The sequence below is a fragment of the Bacteroidia bacterium genome (assembly GCA_020852255.1).
GTDB lineage: Bacteria > Bacteroidota > Bacteroidia > JADZBD01 > JADZBD01 > JADZBD01.
The window spans coordinates 96,100-115,955 of sequence record JADZBD010000004.1; the positions used below are offsets into that span (position 1 = coordinate 96,100).

Below are 19,856 nucleotides of genomic sequence, written 5' to 3' on the forward strand. Positions count from 1 at the left end.
GTCATGGTACAGTCTACCATTCGTCAGGTACTTTGCACCCATCAACAATAAAATCTGTTATGGAAACTGAGGTTACAGGCAAGGCGCACCGCATGTTGTTTTTAAATACTCTGGCATTCACACTGTGTTTTGCAGTATGGATGTTTAATGGGGTTATGGTAACATTTTTGGTAGACAAAGGGATCTTTTCCTGGGGCCCGATAGAAATAGGCTGGTTGCTGGGAATACCCGTGCTCACAGGTTCAATATTCCGGCTACCTGTAGGAATACTCACTGATAAGTTTGGAGGAAAATGGGTTTTTATCGGCACCCTGCTGATATGCGCACTACCGATGTTTCTCATGAGTTTCGCGACCACGTATCTCCATTTTGTCTTGCTTAGTTTCGGCATTGGCCTGGCGGGAACAGGATTTGCGGTGGGAATCGCTTACACTTCCGTTTGGTATCCGAAAAAATGGCAAGGTACTGCACTGGGAACCTTTGGAGCCGGAAATGCAGGTGCAGCCATCACCACACTGCTGGCTCCTACATTACTTTTACAATTTACCTCCAACGGAACAGACCTTGAAGGGTGGCGGCTTTTACCTAAAATATATGCACTTGGCCTTGTAGCTATGGCAGTGGTAATGATCATTTTCGCGATCAACCGGAAACCTGAGACCAAATCACAAACGCTGACGGAGATTTTACAGCCGCTGAAGAGCATCAGAATGTGGCGGTTTGGTCTGTACTATTTCCTTGTATTCGGTTGTTTTGTTGCATTTGCTCAGTGGCTGGTGCCATATTATGTGAATGTATATGGTACCTCACTGGTTGTTGCCGGACTTTTCGCCTCGCTGTTCAGTTTGCCGTCCGGGGTGATAAGGGCTTTGGGCGGATGGATGAGTGATAAATGGGGAGCACGCATTGTAATGGTACGCGTATTTATGTTTTCCATTGCCCTGAGTGCCCTGCTTGTTTTCCCGCGTATGGATATTTTCACACCTGGTAAAGGGATTATCGCAGGGCAGAACGCCACCGTAGTTTCGGTTTCTGATACGCTGATCATTACAGATAACCTGCATTACCCCGTAAGTAAGAAAAAGGAGGTGTTGGATGAAAAAGCTGCCAGCACTTATTTCTTCCCCCATAAGATCAGCTGGCAGGAACCCGTGGTGAAGGAAGGAGATGCCGTAAAGAAAAAACAGTTGCTGGCCAGGGGAACTTCACATATCCATTTCAGCGCCAATATGTGGGTGTATTCCGTACTGGTGCTGATTATTGGTATTGTATGGGGTATTGGAAAAGCCGGTGTTTATAAGTTTATTCCGGATTATTTCCCCGGGCAGGTGGGTACCGTGGGAGGAATGGTGGGGGTTATCGGTGGTTTGGGAGGATTTGTATGTCCTATTGTTTTCGGATATCTGCTGGAATGGACCGGGATCTGGACCAGTTGCTGGATCCTCATGCTCCTGGTTTCCCTCCTTTGCTTTATCTGGATGCGGAGAGTGGTGGCTTCCGTTGTGCGCAAACACGCCCCATCCATCGCAGAGGACATGGAGCATCGCTCGCACTAATCGCTGACACGGGGCTTAACAGAGAGCTGATTCTGCACTATCTTTACTTTTATTACAGAATCAGTGCACACAATGCTTTCGGGGGTTCATAACGTATACCGGTGTGTCATCTGCGCATTTTGCATTTGCGCCTGGCTTCCTGTTACCGGACAATCCTTTTACTTCCGGTACTATAACGTAAATGACGGAATGCCCTTTGCGCAAGTGAATGCCATCCATCAGGGGATGCAAGGATATCTCTGGACCGGTGCCTACGGCGGACTAAGTCGTTTCGACGGAAGAAAATTTGTTAATTACAGCCCGAAGAACGGACTCATCACTTACTCTGTAAATTCCATCACAGCAGATGATGCCGATAATATCTGGATCGCCACGATTGCAGGAGTAAGCCGTTTTAGCAACAACCTGTTCAAAAATTATACGAAAGACCAAGGCCTTCCCAACGTATATGTGAATGTAATCATAAAGGATCAGAAAAACAGGATATGGGCCGGAACGCAGGGGGGGCTTGCCTATTTCGACGGAAAACGGTTTGTGACCTACTCTGATAAACTCCTCAGAGCAAATGCCCGTATTCTTTCTCTTCATGTGAACGGAAGCGGAGAGTTGTGGGTAGGCACCGGCCAAGGGGTTTTTCGTATCAACACGCTCACTTTAACAACGGAGGAAATGTTCAGAATGTCCGACGGCCTTTGTGATTCGGTTATTACCGCCATTACTTCGGATCAGACCGGAAGTATCTATCTCGGGACACCAAATGGTATCAGCATTCTTCGCGACGGAAAAATTCAGTCTATTCCTGCCGCCCCGGGCTTTCCGGACAACTCGGTTTCATCACTTGTTTACGACCCGAGAGGAGGTGTTTGGATAGGAACCGCAGAAGGGCTGTGCCGGTTAGAAAAGAACATCTTTATCCCGTATCACATTGAAGGACCTTTTGGCGCCAACCGGATCCTTTCGCTTTTTACGGATCGAGAAGGAAATCTCTGGGTGGGAACATCCAATGGCTTGTATAAACACTCCGGTGCATTGTTCTCTACCTGGTCGGTTAAAGATGGCTTATCCGGCGCGTATGTTTTTCCTATTCGTAGAGATGCACGAGGCGCGCTCTGGATCGGTTCCGATGATGGGTTGAACTGTCTGGAAAATGGTAAACTCAGGGTGTATAAAAAACAAGACGGACTGGCCGGTAATGCGGTGAATGACCTTGCGTTGGGGACAGATGGTAAAATATATGCGGGAACCAATCAGGGTCTTAGTGTGTACAATGGAACCGGGTTCCGGAATTATTTCGGAAAAAAAGACGGGTTGATCAGTGATTCGGTGAGTGCCGTCCGGTTTGACCATCTGGGCCGTCTCTGGTTAGGTGGTCACTGCGGGTACACATTAATGGAAAATGGAAAATTCTCACGGTATCCGCTGCCGGTTAAAAAAAACCGTTTCGATATCTGGTTCCTGTTCGAAGATTCTAAAAACCGGATGTGGATCGGAACATTTCAGGGCGGATTGTTCATGTACGACGGTGCGATACATGACATGGCTGAAGAGCTTAGTATTTCAGACGAATCCTGTCTCGCGGTAAGTGAGGACGAAAACGGAAATATCTGGATCGGTTCACTGCGCGGGCTGTACATGTGGGATGGAAAGAGTATCCGGCATATTGACGAATCGAAAGGGCTGAATTCCGATCTGATATATGTTCTGGGTGCTGATAAGGATCCGGCCTATCTGTGGATCGGCACCAACCAGGGTATGAATAAACTGAACCTCAAAAAATACCTGGAGGATGGTAAAGTGGAGATCACCGATTACGGAAAGGAAGACGGATTCATTTTCAGCGAAACCAACAGCAACGGATTCTGGAAAGATGAGGACGGGAGTATCTGGTACGGTACGGTGGGAGGAGTGATCCGCTACGATCCGAAATATTTGCCGCAGAAGGAACTGGAGCCGATCACACATATTACATCTGTACAATTATTCTATAAGGATACAGCGCTGACGGCTAATTCCGAACTATCCTACGATCAGAATCACCTCGCATTCAGCTTTATCGGCATCCATTTTGCGAATCCTTCAAAAGTGAGATACCGCTACCGTTTGCACGGTTTTGAAACAGACTGGTCACCGGTAACGGCCATGAACGCGGCCAATTACAGCAGTCTGCCCCCGGGCGAATACCGCTTTGAAGTGATGAGCCGAAACAATAACGGACTCTGGAATACATCACCAGTAACTTATTCCTTTACCATTCTTTCACCCTGGTGGAAAACATTATGGTTCCAGACTTCCCTCATCCTCTCCGTACTTCTGGCAGGTTACTCTGCTATACGTTTCCGGATCCGGCAGGTTCGACAGCGTGAACAAAACAGAACACGCCTGGCCGCGATGGAACTCAAAGCCCTGCGAGCTCAGATGAATCCTCATTTTATTTTCAATGCACTGAATTCCATTCAGCATTTCATCATGCACAGTAATGAGGAAGGCGCCACAAAGTATCTGAACAAATTCGCGCGTCTCATCCGCACGATCCTGAATAATTCCGAACGCTCTACTGTAACGCTGGAAGAAGAAGTAGAATCGCTACGTTTGTATCTTGACCTGGAGGTGCTGCGCTTTGAGAATAAATTTACCTGGGAAATTGTTGTAGACCCTGAGCTGAATCTCGACTTCTATGAAATTCCCACCATGCTTATCCAGCCGTATGTGGAAAATGCTATTTTGCACGGACTGGTTCCCAAACCCACCATAGGGCACCTGCGCATTGAACTCCGCCTGGATGAACACCATATAGTCTGCGTCATCACCGATGACGGTATTGGAAGAAAAGCATCCCGAACGCTGAAAGAGCGCTCCATGAAACAAAAACATCAGAGCTTCGGCATGAAGATCACCCACGATCGCCTGGAGCTTCTCAACAATGTTCAGCAATCCAACCTGAGCGTTAATATTACCGACCTGGAAAATGATTTCGGAGAAGCTACCGGAACACGGGTGGAGATATTCACGCCAATTGCCTAACTTTAACGCATGATCCGTACCGTTGTTGTTGAAGACGAAAAAAAATCGCGGGAGGTAATCCTCTCTCTGATACAGAAATATTGCCCTGAACTGCATGTAACCGGGGAAGCATCCTCCGTTAAAGAAGCCGTGGAAGTGATTAAAAAAGAAAAACCTGAACTGGTATTCATGGACATTCAGCTGGCCGACGGCACCGGATTTGATATACTTCAGCAGGTACAGGGAATTGATTTCTACCTCATTTTTGCAACTGCCTTCGACCAGTACGCCATCAAAGCCATCAAATATTCGGCGATTGATTACCTGCTCAAGCCGATTGATGGCGACGAGTTGAAAAATGCCGTAAAGAAGGTCATTGAAAAAAAGAGCAGCTCCTCAAATGTGGATAACCTTAGATTTCTTATCAGTAATCTTAAAAAAGGAGAAGACGAGTTTTCGCGAATTACCCTTCCCACCGGCAATGCTTACGAGATTGTAAATATCAAAGATATTATCCGCTGCGAGGCCTCCGAATCCTACACGTATTTCTTCCTGTCCGGTAAGAGAAAATTTCTGGTCACACAAGGTCTGAAGCATTATGAAGATATTTTGCCCGGAGACGCTTTCATTCGAGTACATCATTCCCACCTGATCAATATGAATCACGTTGTCCGTTATCTGAAAGAAGACGGAGGATACGCTGTAATGAGCGACGATTCCCGTATTGAGATCTCCCGCCGTAAACGGGAAGCATTCCTGGAAAGGCTTAATAAGGCCTGATATTCAGTTAGTTACAGTGTAGTGAGTAGCAACGGGTTCCAGTTATTCCGTGCGCTTTACCACTTATTGGATTTTCCCTGCCACTTATTAGAAACCATAAACTATACCCTGAAAGGCGCCGTAATATTGTGTAAGGTTAATTTGTTTGTGATTTCAATACAAAAGGAAATGTTCAGAACCGAAGCCATAATAAAAAACGAAAGGAAGGGCAGCCGATCGTTTGGGGTTTGCGCCGGGGTACTGAACAAGAGCGAAAGTTCTCGGAATTGGCCGGCCACACATGGGGATGTGGTTAACAGGCCGGCCAACCCGTTCCTTTTTTCATCGCCCCTTCAGTTAAACGCAATATAAAGTAACATGGAACAGAAAGTAAGAAACGCGTACGATGACTCAAGGAGTCGCCGTATTGCAAGACACGAGAGACACATCATGAGGGTGAAAGCCTTGAAGGAAGGGCATTACCGTTCTACTGAAAAGAACGCTCATGACGGTGTAGACACCATTATCGGGATCCTTGGCGTAGCCACAGCAGGACTCGTAATGTATGCCGTTCTCAATGTGATCTTCTGAACATTGATGGCAGGGAGGACAGGCTGGTAGGTTTAAGGGGATGTTGCTTATCATGCCGGTCCTCCCGCATCAGTAACACAGACCGAGGTACAAGCGTTACCTCGGTCTTTTTATTTTTTCCCAAAACACTTTCGAAGAAATCCCCTGATCCCTTTCTCTGAGGTAACCGGACTTTCAAAGAAACCCATGTGCCCGGCATTTTCCAGCAACAACACCTCCCCTTCACGGCATTTTTTAGCCTGAGCCTGTATTGAAGTACACGGAATAATCACATCCTTTTTGCCTGCGATAAAAAGAACGGGGAATTCCAGCTCCGGAAGCATAGCGATATAATCCGTACGGATCTTCATTCCCTCCAGGGCGGCAACGATGGCCTGCGGCGAGGTATTTCCGGCGATTCTTTTCAGCTGTTCGAGTGGCTCTGTCATCAGCGGTAGATTTTCTGGAGCAAACAACCGCTCGAGAAGCTGAAAAACGAACGCCCTTTTATCTGCCTTAACTGCCGCAATCGCCCTGTCGCGATCGGTCCTCTTTTCCGGAGCATCTGCAGCAGCCGTAGAATGAAACAGGATCAACCCACTCAGATGATTCCTGAACCGTGCGGCAAAAGCCAGCGCTACATAACCTCCCATACTGTGCCCGCAGATCACATATTTCCTCAAACTCAGTTCATCCAACAGCATTTTCACGTGGTCTGCCATGGCATCCATGGAATGCACATATCCGATGCACTCTGAATCTCCGAAGCCGGGTAAATCTATCGTGATAATGCGGTAAGAACCTGATAATGCCTTCGTCAGCGGCTCCCATATCACCCTTGATTCCGGAAAACCATGTAAAAAGACCAGCACCCGCCCCTTTCCTGAGTCAGAATAGCCGATTTTTCTACCAAAAAGTTCGATCATTACGGGTATAATTCTCCTGCTGTAATTACGGTACAATTTATGTATTTTTGGTCGATAAAACCATCCCGTTCCATGCGATCTGTTTTACGCTCCTTCCTCTGCTCGCTGATTCTGCTGAGTGCCACCCTGTCCGTTCAGGCTCAGACGGCCAAGAAATACTATTCTGCCGGAAAGAAATTTATGGAAATGGGTAATTGCCAGGAGGCTGTGAACAATTTCACGAAAGCCCTCGAAATGGATCCCCAGATGGAAGATGTGTATATCTCCCGTGCTGAATGTTATGAAAAGATGGACAAAAAGACGGAGGCGGCGGAGGATTACCGCCTGGCAACCACCTTTGCCCCAAAAGAGGAAAAATACTTCTATAACGCCGGCAGGCTTTATTTCGAAATCCGTCAGTTCGAAAAAGCAGACGAAATGCTTAAGAAAGCCCTCTCCCTTAACAAGAACTATCTTGATGCAATAGAGTACAGTATTTACACCTTGCTCCAGCTGAAAAAATTCACACAGGCCCTTACGCTGGCGGAACAGGCAGTAGATCTTAAGAAGAGTGGACTCACCTATCTGAACAATGCCATTGTTCTTGACAGTATGCAACTGTATGCAGAAGCAGAAAAAAAGTATAAAGACGCCAAATATTACGATTCTAAACTGGTGATGGCCTATGTGGGATTAAGTAACACTCAGGTTAAATTAAAAAAGCTGGATGATGCGATGAAAACCTGCCAGACAGGAATGGAAAAATTTGTTCCTGCCCGGAAAGAGATTCTTTTCGCCCGAAGTCAGGTGTATGCCGCCAAAGGAGATTATCTTGCCGCTGTAAACGATCTTACACAAGTCATCCTGGCCGATGATAAAAGTGTAATCGCCTTTATGACACGTGGTGATTACTACCTTAAACTGGCCATGTATCCCAATGCTGTAAACGATTACACCAAGGTGATTCTGATCCAGGAAAAAAACGCGAACGCTTATTTCAAGCGCGCTCAGGCCTACGAGCAGATGCAGAATTACAAGGAAGCGGTGAAGGATTATAATAAGATCAAGGAGATTGCGCCAAACGATCAAAATGCCATGAATTATCTTGTGGCAGCAAAGCAAAAACTCTTTGAGCTCAACAGGGAAAAGAATAAGCCTGAGATCGTCATGATCAGTCCGAAGGCCGACAAAAAATTTGTAGTTAAGATCGGAGGAGATAAAAAAGAAATGATGGTGAAGGGTACCATCACCGATGAAAGCAATATCAAAAGCATTACCGTGAACGGTAAGGAAGCCAATTTCCGGAACGATACCAACGTTACTGATTTCATTGTAACAATGGATGTCACAAAGCTCGAACAGCTGACTGTAATTGTTACGGATGTTTATAACAACGTACTTGAACAGCTGTTCGCCGTTGAATACACTGAAACCGGGAAGCCGATTGTTGCCCTGGTTGCTCCCTACACTTCATTCGACAAAGAAATTTATCTCGACAACTCAAACTCGGAACTTTATATCGAAGGTCAGGTAAAAGACGAAAGCAAGATCGAATCCATTCGCATCGAAGGACAGAATGCAAGCTTTGACCCTTCCGCACAGGATCCCAAATTTTCCGCCACCATCAGCATCTCCAATAAAATGAAGATCACCGTTTGGGTAAAAGATGTCTACGGGAATGAAACCATTGAAGATTTTAAACTGAACCGCGAAGGTGCCACCATCTCTGCCAATAACCCCATGGGTGTAACCTGGCTCATCTTCATCGAGAACAGCAATTACAAAAACTTCGCCTCGCTCGACGGCCCCTCAAAGGATGTTACACTAATGAAAACGGCCCTGGCCAACTATAAATTCAGCAATATTGTACATAAAAAAGATATGACCAAAGCCGAGTTGGATAAATTCCTGTCCATTGAGCTTCGTGACCTGATCAAGGCCAATAAGGTCAATTCACTGATGATCTGGTATGCAGGGCATGGAAAATTCCAGAATAATACCGGATACTGGATTCCGGTAGACGCTAAGGTTGATGAGGAATATTCCTATTTCAGTATTGCCACGCTTAAATCCTATATGCAGTCCTACTCACTCGTTCATACCCTGGTGGTAACGGATGCCTGCGAATCAGGACCTACCTTCCTGGTTGCCATGCGGGCGGGCACTGAACAGAAGATGTGCGACGACTGGACAAAAACAAAATTCAAGTCCGCTCAGGTATTCACTTCCGCCGGATTTGAGCTGGCAGCCGATAATTCCCAGTTTACCAAAACCTTCGCAAACACCCTGATTAATAATCCCGACGGGTGTATCGCTATAGACAAGATCGTTGAAAAGGTGAAACTCGCTGTAAAAGCGAAAGGTATGCAGGAACCCAAATTCGGTAAGATTTCCGGACTGGAAGATGAAGGGGGCACTTTCTTCTTTATGAAAAAATAAACGTAGCTTCATGGCCTGATGAGGCTATTTGGATCATACCTGCTGCTTTTATTTTTTACCTCCCTCTGTTTTGCCCAGACCTATTCCTTCACGAATTATACTGTTCAGGATGGATTAGCCCAGTCCAATATTCTTGGACTTGTACAGGATAAGAACGGATACCTCTGGATGGGAACCGAAAGCGGAGTATCGCGGTTCGACGGGAAAACATTTCTTAATTATACGGCGGATGAAGGATTAGCGGAGAATAATATCAGCAGCATGCTGATGGATCGCAGCGGAGCGATCTGGTATGGTCACAATACCGGTTCCATCACACGCCAGGCCGGCCGGACATTTACTAAAATCGAGAATCCATCCTTCCCTGATGAGAAGAGCGTCTATACCTTCTTTCAGGACAAGCAGGGGCAATTGTGGATTTCCTTCATTCCCTACGGTGTCGTGGTGATTAAGGATCCGGCCGGAGATCTGTCTTCTCCATCTAATGTGATTGTTTACCAGGATAAAGACCTCGGAGAACAGGTTTACGCCATTGCCCAGGATCCGAAGGGCATAATGTGGTTTCACACACGTTATGGCATCAAACACCTTAATCCAAAGAACGGCAAGTTTGAATATTATCCGTCTGCCGAACTCTCCGGAGCGCAAACAACAGCGTTCATGATCGACCGGAAAGGAAATTTCTGGATGGGACAGCCTTACGGCACACTGAAAAAATTCGATCCTGCCACCGGAACGATGACACATTACACTCAGGAACACGGTTTACCACCTATGTCGGTAAGCGAGGGAATGGTCGGAAATTTTGTAAACCTACTTTTCGAAGATTCAAGAGGTGATATCTGGATTGCGGCCTGGGACAGGGGAATCAGCCGCTTCCGGCCTGCAGCACCCGATGGCCGTCCTGCATTTACCAACTTCAGTACCGCAAACGGTCTTCCTATTAATAAAATCCGCAGCATCACAGAGGACCGCGAAGGGAATATTCTTATGGGAACTTTCGGCAATGGACTATCTGTTTTTAAAGGCGAGAAATTCATTTCCTACACTACGGTAAATGGCCTGGTGAATAACCAGGTTTGGGGAATACTAAAGGACAATAAGGGAAGATACTGGTTCAGCACGAATGAAGGTCTATCTATCTATGACCCCGGAGCTACGGAGGAAAAAATATTCACGAATTATAAGAATATCGAAGGGGCGTCCAGCAGCAGCATCCGCCCTATTGATATTGACAAAAACGGAAATATCTGGATGGGAACCTGGGGAAGCCGGATTATTAAGTATGATATGTCGCGAAACGCATTCACCCGTAACTTCCCGCTGAATGAAGTGGTATTCAATCATATCACGTGCCTGAAAGTGGATTCAAAAAACCGTGTGTGGGTGGGAACTCCCGTGGGACTCACTGTACTTGATCAGCAAAGCGGAGAGATTCGCAGTTACACAAAAAAAGATGGTCTTTCCGAAGAGGACATCACCTGTATCTACGAAGATGCCAAAGGAATTCTCTGGATAGGTACGCGTCAGAGGGGCGTGAATCGTTTCGACGAAAAATCTTTCTATTTCTACGGAAAGGAAGAAGGGTTGAGCAACGGAAGCATCACATCCATCACCGAAGACAAAAACGGCAGCATCTGGCTGGGCACAGCAGGGGGTGGGATATTTACTTACCGCGAAGGGAGATTTTCCGGATACAGGATGAAAGACGGTCTGATTTCAGACTATGTTTCCTCCGTTATTTCCGATAATAATGGAAATATCTGGGCCGGTACCAATAACGGACTCTGCCGGTTCGATCCCAAGGCAAGTACTTTTACTACCTACGGTAAAATGGATGGCTTCACAGGCGTGGAAACCAAAGCAAACGCCCGTTATAAAGATCAGGAAGGCAATTTATGGTTTGGAACTGCTAATGGCGTATTCCGCTTTGCCCCTGCCTTTGATACACCCAATACCGTTGAACCACTCCTGAATCTACAATCTGTTAAAGTGAACAATAAAGAACAGGAAATAACCGGAATGGAACTTTCGCATAAAGAAAATTCCCTTCTTTTTGAATTTACAGGTATCAGCCTTAGCAATCCGGACGGAGTTCGTTATAAGGTAAAACTGGAAGGTTTTGACGACGACTGGAAAACCACCTCTAAGAATTATATCGAATATCCGAATCTTGATCCCGGCAACTATTCCCTGTTACTGAAAGCCGTAAACAGCTCCGGCATGGAGAATGCTGAAGCACTAACGCTCAGCTTTCATATCACTCCGCCCATTTGGAAACGCTGGTGGTTCTACGTATTGGTAACCCTTGCTGGTCTCAGTATTCTTTTCGCCTACATCAAAATTCGGGAACGGGCACTGATCCAGGAAAAAAGAGTGCTGGAAACTAAGGTTGCAGAACGCACTACCGAAGTGATGGAGAAGAACAAAGAACTGGCCGAGAAGAATAAAGATATCATGGACAGTATCCATTATGCTAAACGGATACAGGATGCTATTCTTCCACCGAATGAACTGGTCCGTCAGTACTTGCCTCAGACCTTCATTCTTTTCAAGCCGAAAGATATCGTCAGCGGTGATTTTTACTGGCTGGCCGATAAAAAAGATAAAGTGTTGTTTGCCGCGGTGGACTGCACAGGACACGGCGTTCCGGGAGCTTTCATGAGTATTGTGGGACACAATATGCTGGAGAAAATCGTGAATGAGTATGATATCACACTGCCTAATGAGATCCTGGAAGCGCTGAATAAAAATGTGAGTGATACCCTGCGCCAATCCAATACAGAAGAGCACGAAGTAAAAGATGGCATGGATGCTTCGGTATGCATGTTTGACCGCAAAACCAACGAATTTCATTTCGCCGGCGCCATGAATCCGCTCTACTTCATCCGCGGAGGAGTGCTGAAAGAGATCAAAGGAGATAAGATGCCTATCGGTAATTTAAAAGTAGGAGAGAGCCGGAAATACACCAATCACCTGATTAAACTGGAAAAGGGTGACAGCCTGTACATCTTTACGGACGGGTATGCAGACCAGTTTGGGGGTCCGTCCGGGAAAAAATTCAAATATCAGCAACTGAAAGACACGCTCTTGAAGATCCAGGATCTTTCACTCGAAGAGCAGGGAAGTTATTTGCAACGCACCATTCATGAGTGGATGGGGCATTTGGATCAGGTGGATGACATTCTGGTGATCGGGACGAGGCTCTAGTGTTCATTCATTAACTCCTCAATCTCGTCTGCCTCTACCGGAATATTACTCATCAGATCAACTGGGCCTTTTTTAGTAATGAGAATGTCGTTTTCGAGCCGGATGCCGAGGTTCTCCTGCGGAATATAGATACCAGGTTCACAGGTAAAGACCATGCCCTCTTCGAACTTACGCCAGCGCTCGCCTACATCGTGCACATCCAGTCCGAGGTAGTGTGATGTACCGTGCATAAAGTACTTTTTGTAGGCTGGTCGTTCCGGATCCTGCTTGCGAACATCCGATATCCGTAACAGACGGAGTTTTAAGAGTTGCTCCGTCATCAGCTCTCCTACTGCTTTATTGTAATCTTCCAGGTTATTGCCTACCCTGAGCATTTTGATAGCTTTCTTCATTATGTGCAGCACAGAATTATACACGTTTTTCTGACGCCGGGTAAACTTTCCGCTAACGGGCAGGCAGCGGGTAAGGTCCGAGGCGTAGTTGCCGTATTCTGCTGCCACATCCAGCAATACTACATCTCCAGCCTTACACGGCTTGTTGTTTTCAACATAATGCAGTACACAGGCGGAAGCGCCGCTGGCAATAATCGGCGAGTAGGCAAATCCGCGGGAACGGTTGCGAATGAACTCGTGGATCAGCTCCGCTTCGATTTCAAATTCCCACACACCCGGCTTTACGAAGGGGAGCAGTCTGCGGAATCCCTTCTCCGTTATATCACATGCCTTTTGGATCAGGTCAATTTCATGCCTGGATTTAACTGCACGCACTTGATGCATTAAAGGGGCTGACCGTTCAAAATCATGTAAGGGATACCGGCTTTGGCACCATTTGATAAAACGTGCATCACGGGTTTCGGTTTCCACCACTGCACGGAGGTGCTCGTTAGAATTCAGGTACACCTCGTCCGCTTCCGCCATCAGGGAATGGAAAACCTGCGTGAAAGAGGACAGCCACATTATCGTTTTGATGCCAGAGGCTCTGGTTGCCTCTTCCTTGGTGTACTTATGTCCTTCCCAGACAGCGATCAGCTCACTGGTCTCCTTTAAAAACAGGATTTCTCTTTGCTGTGGATTTTTGGCGTCCGGAAACAGAAGCAGAATCGTCTCTTCCTGGTCTATTCCGCATAGCCAGAAAAGGTCCGAGTTCTGAATGAAAGCCATGTGCCCGTCGGCATTGGTAGGCAGCACATCATTGGAATTGAATACCGCCAGTGCTCCTTTATCGAGGAGTTTGGAAAAACGTTTCCGGTTTTCTGTAAAAAGCCGGGAAGAGATAGGTGCATACTTCATATTATTTGCTTTTCTTAAGTGCCTGTTCTATATCTGCGATGATATCTTCTATGTGCTCGAGTCCGCAGGAGATCCGGACCAGCCCCGGCGTAATACCAGTAGCCTGCCGTTCTGCTTCCGACAGTTTCGCATGGGTGGTACTTGCCGGGTGCGATGCGATTGTTCGTGTATCACCGAGATTGGCTGTGAGCGACGCCATTTTCAATGCATCCATAAAACGTGCACCTTGCCGAATTCCCCCCTTTAGCGTGAAAACTACGAGACCGCCGCCGCTGCTCATTTGCCTTTTTGCGATCTGATGCTGCGGATGAGAAGGAAGAAAAGGATACCTCACCGACTCAACTCCGCTTTGCTTTTCCAGCCATTTTGCCAGTTCCAGAGCGTTTGCCGCATGTCGTTCCATACGCACTTCGAGTGTTTCCATACTCTTGGCCAATACCCAGGCATTGAAAGGAGACAATGCGGGTCCGGTGGCACGGCAAAAAAGATAAATCTCCCGGATCAGTTCCTTTCTACCGACTACCGCTCCACCCAGTACCCTTCCCTGTCCGTCAAGCCACTTTGTAGCACTGTGCGAGACAAGGTCTGCGCCGTATTCAACCGGACGCTGAAAAACAGGAGTAGCAAAACAGTTGTCTACATGAAAGATCAGTTTATGCTTTTTCGCGATCTTTCCCACTTTCTCCAGGTCAACAATCTCCAGCCCCGGGTTGGTAGGTGTTTCAAGAAAAATCATTTTTGTGTTTTTCCTGATCAGCTTTTCGATCTGCTCCGGCCTTGCTGCATCGAAACAGGAATGCGCTATACCCCATTTTGGAAGATACTTACTCAATACGGTATGCGTGGAACCAAATACGGACCGGCAGGATATCAGATGATCGTCCTTATTAAGGAATGTTACGAAGCTCGCAAATATGGCCGCCATTCCCGAGGCGGTGGCATATCCTTCTTCCGCTCCTTCCCACGCACAAAGCTTATCGGTAAACTCCCTGACATTCGGATTTGAAAAGCGGGAATAAATATTGGCATCACGTTCATCCGCAAAAGTGGCACGCATTTCTTCTGCTGTATCATAGGTAAAGCTGGAAGTAAGGTACAGCGGCGAAGAATGCTCCTTCTGTGCCGTTTGCTTTGATCTGATCCTTACTGCTTTAGAACTTCTCTTTTTCACTTAACAATTCCTTTATTTTCCAAGAGGATAAAGTTATTAAATTTGGCTTTGAACAACGATCTTTAATACCATGAATAAACGATCCGCTCTTTTCCTCACCCCCCTGCTGTTACTCCTGCTCCCGTTTTCCATTGCCTCCCAGCATGTGCTTATTGCCGGACAGGATTTTGACACTATAGTTACACCCGCCTGGACTTATACCAGTAACGGACTGACATATATCAACGGGTTAAGCGCTTCCAACGACGCGCCTTCCAATTCTCCCTGGGGAATCGGAGGTTCCTGGGCCTGGGAAACCACAGCTACAGCAGATACAATGATTTTCAGCAATCTCAGCTTAGTCAATCATGATTCCGTTTACATTACATTCCGGCTTGCCGGCTTTTCTCTTAGCACCATTTCAAACGGTCCGGATCAGTTAGATCAGGTGCGGGTTTGGGTGAGCGTGAACGGCGGCACTACCTGGTATTCAAGCATTGAAGTTCACGGGTTTAACAATGCTACCTGGTCGTATGCCGCCGGCACAGGCATGGCTCTGGATACTCTTCAATTGAACAACAACACAAATATTTACGAGCCAACGGCCGGAGGCCCGCAGACCACCGAAGGCTACAGCACCGTGAAGATCTTTATTCCCGATGCCTACAACCAGGTGATGATACGCATTCGTTCCCGGGAAAGCACCGCACAGGAACGTTGGTGCATTGATAATGTCGAGGCCTGGGGAATTCCGATTGTTACCGGCATGAATGAAATGGGCGATGCCTTGTTCACGATATATCCCAATCCTTCCGACGGTTCCGTTTTTATTAGTAATCCGGGGGAAGAGTCAACGATCAAAATTCTAGGCGTTAAGGGCGATATGGTTACCGTATTAAAAATGAACAGCAACGAAACGAAAATGCTGATGCTTTCAGCGGGTATATATATCGTAGAAAGAACAGGACCCGAAGGAACCTTCTATCAGAAGCTCATTATCCGTTAAGCTTCACTTCCCAGGTGATCTTAGCGCCGGCACGGCGCAGAGTTTCCGCAACGGAACAGTATTTTTCCATAGAAAGATTTACGGCGCGTTGCGCTTTATCGGGATCTATGCTGCCTTTCAAAAAGAACGTGAGGTGAACCGCCTTCCATAAAGCCGGCTCTACTCCTTTTTCCCGCTCTCCATCCACTTCGATACGGATATCCTCCACCTTCTGCCTTTGCTTTTTCAGGATAAGCAACACATCAATGGCACTGCAGCCTCCCGCCCCGGCCAGCAACAACTGCATAGGGCGCAGTCCGCAGTCTTCTCCGCCGATATCTCTGGTTCCGTCAAGATGGGAAACTACTCCGTCTTCATTCTTTGCTTCAAAGTGAAAGGCGGCATTTTTGCGCATGAGGCTTATCTTCATAAGACAAATTTAGTAGATAAGACTTAATTACCTTTGTCCGGTGCCGAAAGAACTGTATAAATATCAAGGGATCCTTTCTCTGGAATCCGGAGATCGCCTGGTAAATCCCGAGATCGCATACCACACCTATGGGAAACTCAACCCGGAGCGGAGCAATGTTGTCTGGATCTGCCATGCCCTGACTGCGAATTCCGACGCAGCGGATTGGTGGCACGGGATTGTGGGGAGAGGGAAAGCCTTCGACCCGGAAAAACATTTTATTGTCTGTGCCAATATCCTGGGGTCGTGTTACGGAACTACCGGACCCCTAAGTATTAATCCGGAAACCGGAAAAAAATACTATCACTCGTTCCCATTAATCACCATCCGCGATATGGTACAGGCCCATATCCTGCTGCGCAAGCATTTGGGGATTGAGAAGATCGCCGTGTGTGCCGGTGGAAGCATGGGTGGTTATCAATGCCTGGAGTGGGCGGTGATGGAACCCGGAGTGATCCGGAAGCTGTTTCTGACCACTACTGCTGCAAGGGAAAGTGCCTGGGGCATTGCCATACATGAAGCCCAAAGATTAGCGATACAGGCCGATCAGACATTTCGTGAAGAACGGGATGACGCAGGCACTACGGGCCTGAAAGCAGCCCGCGCGATCGGAATGCTTACCTACCGGAATTATGAGGCCTTTGTGAAAACCCAAACGGATGAGGAGGCAAACAAATTGGAGAACTACAGGGCCGCTTCTTATATTCAGCACCAGGGAAATAAGCTTGTTGAACGCTTCAATGCACACTCCTATTTTACGCTTACAAAGTCCATGGATTCCCATCACCTGGCAAGAAGAAGATTCAGTGATCAGGAGTTAAAGAATCAGAAGGGACTTGAGCGGGTATTGAAATCCATTCCCTGCCCGGCCTTTGTGGTAGGAATCTCAACAGATCATCTGTGTCCGAATGAGGAACAAAAGTTCCTGGCTCAACATCTTGGGAACGGTAAATATATTCAGATCGATTCTTCCTTCGGACATGATGGGTTTTTGGTGGAAGGGGAGAAACTATGCAGTCTGGCTACTGATCTGCTGACTTGCTGATCAAATTACGTACGGTTCATCACCCTTTCCTGCCCGGGTAATTAAATAACACTGAAGTCAGCACCGGAACAAAGAAAATTCCTACCGTTATAATGGAGAACCAGAAATCCGTTTCATGACTTTCGATCATCAGTGAAAAGGCTTCTTTGGGATAATAGTGGGTGTAAAGTGAAATCATCAGTTTAAGCCCCAGGATGCCAACAACCAAAAAGGCAGCGGTACCCAGAAAAACGAATTTCTTCATCAGGTTCACAAATCCCTGGGCCACAAACCGCATAGCCAGGATTCCGATAAACACCCCCGTGCAAATGAGATAAATATTATCAGTATAAGCGACCGCCGCCAGCACATTATCAATAGAAAAAGCCATATCCATCACCTCCACCAGGAACACCGTAGCCCAGAATTGCCCGAATAATCCAAGGGTATATTTATAAAGAACGCTCCCACTTTTATTCAGTGTATCATCGTCCGTCTGCGGAGTGGCTTTGGTTCTGAAATAATTCAGACTGAGATAAACCAGGTACGCACCACCCACTGGTTTGAGCCACCAGATCTCCACCAGCCACGAAGCAAAAAGCAGAGCCAGTCCCCTGAAAACATATGCGCCGATGATACCATATTTTAACGCTTTACCCCGCTGCTTTTCCGGCAGATCCATTACCATGGTTGCCAGTACTGCAGCGTTGTCCACAGAAAGCAGGCTTTCGATCAGGACCAGATTGAGAATGACAAATAATCCGGCCCTGGGATCACTGCCTAAAAAAGTATGTAAGAAGTCGTTAAACCATTCCACAGGCGCAAAGTTAAAGATAAAACCCGGCGGATCGTTCCAAGAGAATTTTGTATCTTGGTCTTACCTAAAGCCCCGTTCATGAAAAACATTCCGCTCCTTTTTCTTCTGCTTCCATTCTTTGGTGCAGCGCAATTCACCAATATTCAGATTGACCCCTCCAATACCTATGGAGAAACATCCATCCTGGTAAATCCCAAAAACACCAATGAACTGGTGGCCGGATGCAACATCAATAACATTTATTATTCTTCCAACGGAGGTTTGACATGGGGTACCGTACTGCTTACATCACAATGGGGTCACCAGGGCGATCCATGCGGAGCGGTAGATACCAATGGTAACTGGTATTTTTCTCACCTGACTCCGTCGCAGGATCGTATTGTAATCGCCAAATCCACAAACGGCGGGGCCACCTGGCCGTCGGAAAGTTATACCGGATTTACGGTGAAGGATACCGACAAAGAATGGATCAAAGTGGACTGGTCGCCTAACTCACCCTATAAAAACGACTTGTACTGCACCTGGGCAGAAATGGATGCTTATTCCAGCAGCTCTCCTACCGATTCCAGCATTATTCTAATGTCCAAATCAACGGATGATGGTGCCACGTGGACGTCGCCCGTGCGTGTAAGTACCCAGGCCGGAAATTGCGGATTCAATGCGATCAAAGCGTCCATCCAGGCCTTTGGTCCGAACGGGGAGGTGTATGTTGTATGGTGTGGAAACGGAGTTTCCTTTCAGCGTTCACTGGACGGGGGTCAAACCTGGCTGATGAATGATATCACCATTGATTCTCAAACACCCACATGGTACTTTACCATTCCCGGATTCACCTGGGGTACCGGTTTCCCCGGAATTGCCACGGATGTCAGCGGAGGAGCATACAATGGAAATATTTATGTCAGCTGGTGTGATCAGCGAAACGGAACCAACAACACAGATGTGTTTCTGGCCCGCTCTTCTGATGGTGGAAATACCTGGACCACCTCGCGCATCAATAACGATGCTACCGTTACCCACCAGTGCCATCCCTATGTAACGGTGGATCAAACCACGGGTATCGTCTACATGTCGTGGTACGACCGCCGCGACTTTACCTCCGGTAACAACACTCATGTATACCTGGGTTACTCCACCGACGGCGGTGCAACCTTCACCCAGATGCGCATCACCCAGAATGTTATCAATCTCACCAGCAGTGTATGGTGCGATTACAACGACATTACAGCTCACGCGGGCAAGATATGGCCTATCTGGACCGGGCAAAGTGCCAGTGTATGGATCGCACTTGTTACACAAACCCTTCTAAGTAGCCAGGAGATCGTGAACGAATCCCGCACCACTTTATTCCAGAACTATCCCAATCCCTTCAACACGTATACGTTCTTCGATTTCTTTATCAGCGAACCCGGGAATGCCACCATGAAAATTACCGATATGACTGGTAAAGAAGTAGCGGTGATTTTTGAGAATCAGCATTTCGAAAAAGGGAGCCAACATGCTGAAATTCACAACGATAAATTAAGGCTTGCAGGGGGTATGTACTATTGTACCCTTTACACGGCTGCCGGCATTTCCACTCAAAAGATCCAGCTGGTCAAATAATAATATTTGGATAATTGGTTAAAACGTGCATACATTTGCTGCCTCGATGAATTATACTATCCATACGATTTTGAACAA

The 19,856-nt window shown here is 47.0% G+C and carries 14 protein-coding genes; 9 read left to right on the forward strand and 5 right to left on the reverse strand.

Going from position 1 to position 19,856, the window contains the following annotated elements; translation table 11 throughout:
• Positions 1-59: 59 nt before the first annotated feature.
• From IT233_03975 to IT233_03990, 4 genes are all read left to right on the forward strand, one after another.
• The gene (locus IT233_03975) at positions 60-1,556 is read left to right on the forward strand and encodes a NarK/NasA family nitrate transporter (GenBank protein MCC7301781.1); all 1,497 of its coding nucleotides are present in this window, start codon (positions 60-62) and stop codon (positions 1,554-1,556) included.
• 72 nt (positions 1,557-1,628) lie between these two features.
• Positions 1,629-4,577, forward strand: a complete 2,949-nt coding sequence (locus IT233_03980; GenBank protein MCC7301782.1) for a histidine kinase — start codon at positions 1,629-1,631, stop codon at positions 4,575-4,577.
• 9 nt (positions 4,578-4,586) lie between these two features.
• Positions 4,587-5,336, forward strand: a complete 750-nt coding sequence (locus IT233_03985) for a response regulator transcription factor (GenBank protein ID MCC7301783.1) — start codon at positions 4,587-4,589, stop codon at positions 5,334-5,336.
• 357 nt (positions 5,337-5,693) lie between these two features.
• Positions 5,694-5,906 (forward strand): hypothetical protein, encoded by a 213-nt coding sequence (locus tag IT233_03990; protein MCC7301784.1) that lies wholly within the window; start codon positions 5,694-5,696, stop codon positions 5,904-5,906.
• A gap of 110 nt (positions 5,907-6,016) precedes the next feature.
• On the opposite strand, the gene IT233_03995 is transcribed toward IT233_03990, so the two are convergent.
• Positions 6,017-6,811: an alpha/beta hydrolase gene (locus IT233_03995; GenBank protein ID MCC7301785.1), complete on the reverse strand. Its 795-nt coding sequence runs from the start codon at positions 6,809-6,811 to the stop codon at positions 6,017-6,019.
• A gap of 72 nt (positions 6,812-6,883) precedes the next feature.
• Between IT233_03995 and IT233_04000 the strand changes: the two genes are divergently transcribed.
• Positions 6,884-9,229 carry a tetratricopeptide repeat protein gene (locus IT233_04000; protein ID MCC7301786.1) on the forward strand — a complete coding sequence of 782 codons (2,346 nt, stop codon included), beginning with the start codon at positions 6,884-6,886 and terminating at the stop codon, positions 9,227-9,229.
• An 18-nt stretch (positions 9,230-9,247) separates the two neighbouring features.
• Entirely contained in the window at positions 9,248-12,439 is a 3,192-nt protein-coding gene (locus IT233_04005; GenBank protein MCC7301787.1) for a SpoIIE family protein phosphatase, read from the forward strand.
• Here IT233_04005 and IT233_04010 read toward each other — a convergent pair.
• Entirely contained in the window at positions 12,436-13,728 is a 1,293-nt protein-coding gene (locus IT233_04010) for an aminopeptidase P family protein (protein ID MCC7301788.1), read from the reverse strand. The genes IT233_04005 and IT233_04010 overlap by 4 nt on opposite strands.
• Before the next feature lies 1 nt (position 13,729).
• The gene (locus IT233_04015; protein ID MCC7301789.1) at positions 13,730-14,899 is read right to left on the reverse strand and encodes an aminotransferase class I/II-fold pyridoxal phosphate-dependent enzyme; all 1,170 of its coding nucleotides are present in this window, start codon (positions 14,897-14,899) and stop codon (positions 13,730-13,732) included.
• A 70-nt stretch (positions 14,900-14,969) separates the two neighbouring features.
• On the opposite strand from IT233_04015, the gene IT233_04020 reads away from it, so the two are divergent.
• The gene (locus IT233_04020) at positions 14,970-15,884 is read left to right on the forward strand and encodes a T9SS type A sorting domain-containing protein (GenBank protein ID MCC7301790.1); all 915 of its coding nucleotides are present in this window, start codon (positions 14,970-14,972) and stop codon (positions 15,882-15,884) included.
• Here the strand turns inward: IT233_04020 and IT233_04025 are convergent.
• Complete coding sequence (locus tag IT233_04025) at positions 15,874-16,293, reverse strand: OsmC family protein (GenBank protein ID MCC7301791.1); 420 nt, start codon at positions 16,291-16,293, stop codon at positions 15,874-15,876. The genes IT233_04020 and IT233_04025 overlap by 11 nt on opposite strands.
• A gap of 52 nt (positions 16,294-16,345) precedes the next feature.
• Between IT233_04025 and metX the strand changes: the two genes are divergently transcribed.
• Positions 16,346-17,377, forward strand: a complete 1,032-nt coding sequence (gene metX, locus IT233_04030) for a homoserine O-acetyltransferase (GenBank protein MCC7301792.1) — start codon at positions 16,346-16,348, stop codon at positions 17,375-17,377.
• A 19-nt stretch (positions 17,378-17,396) separates the two neighbouring features.
• Here the strand turns inward: metX and IT233_04035 are convergent, their stop codons facing one another.
• Positions 17,397-18,173, reverse strand: coding sequence for a TerC family protein (locus IT233_04035; GenBank protein MCC7301793.1), 777 nt, complete (start codon positions 18,171-18,173; stop codon positions 17,397-17,399).
• Between the two features lie 78 nt (positions 18,174-18,251).
• On the opposite strand from IT233_04035, the gene IT233_04040 reads away from it, so the two are divergent.
• Complete coding sequence (locus IT233_04040; protein ID MCC7301794.1) at positions 18,252-19,778, forward strand: exo-alpha-sialidase; 1,527 nt, start codon at positions 18,252-18,254, stop codon at positions 19,776-19,778.
• Positions 19,779-19,856 lie beyond the last annotated feature (78 nt).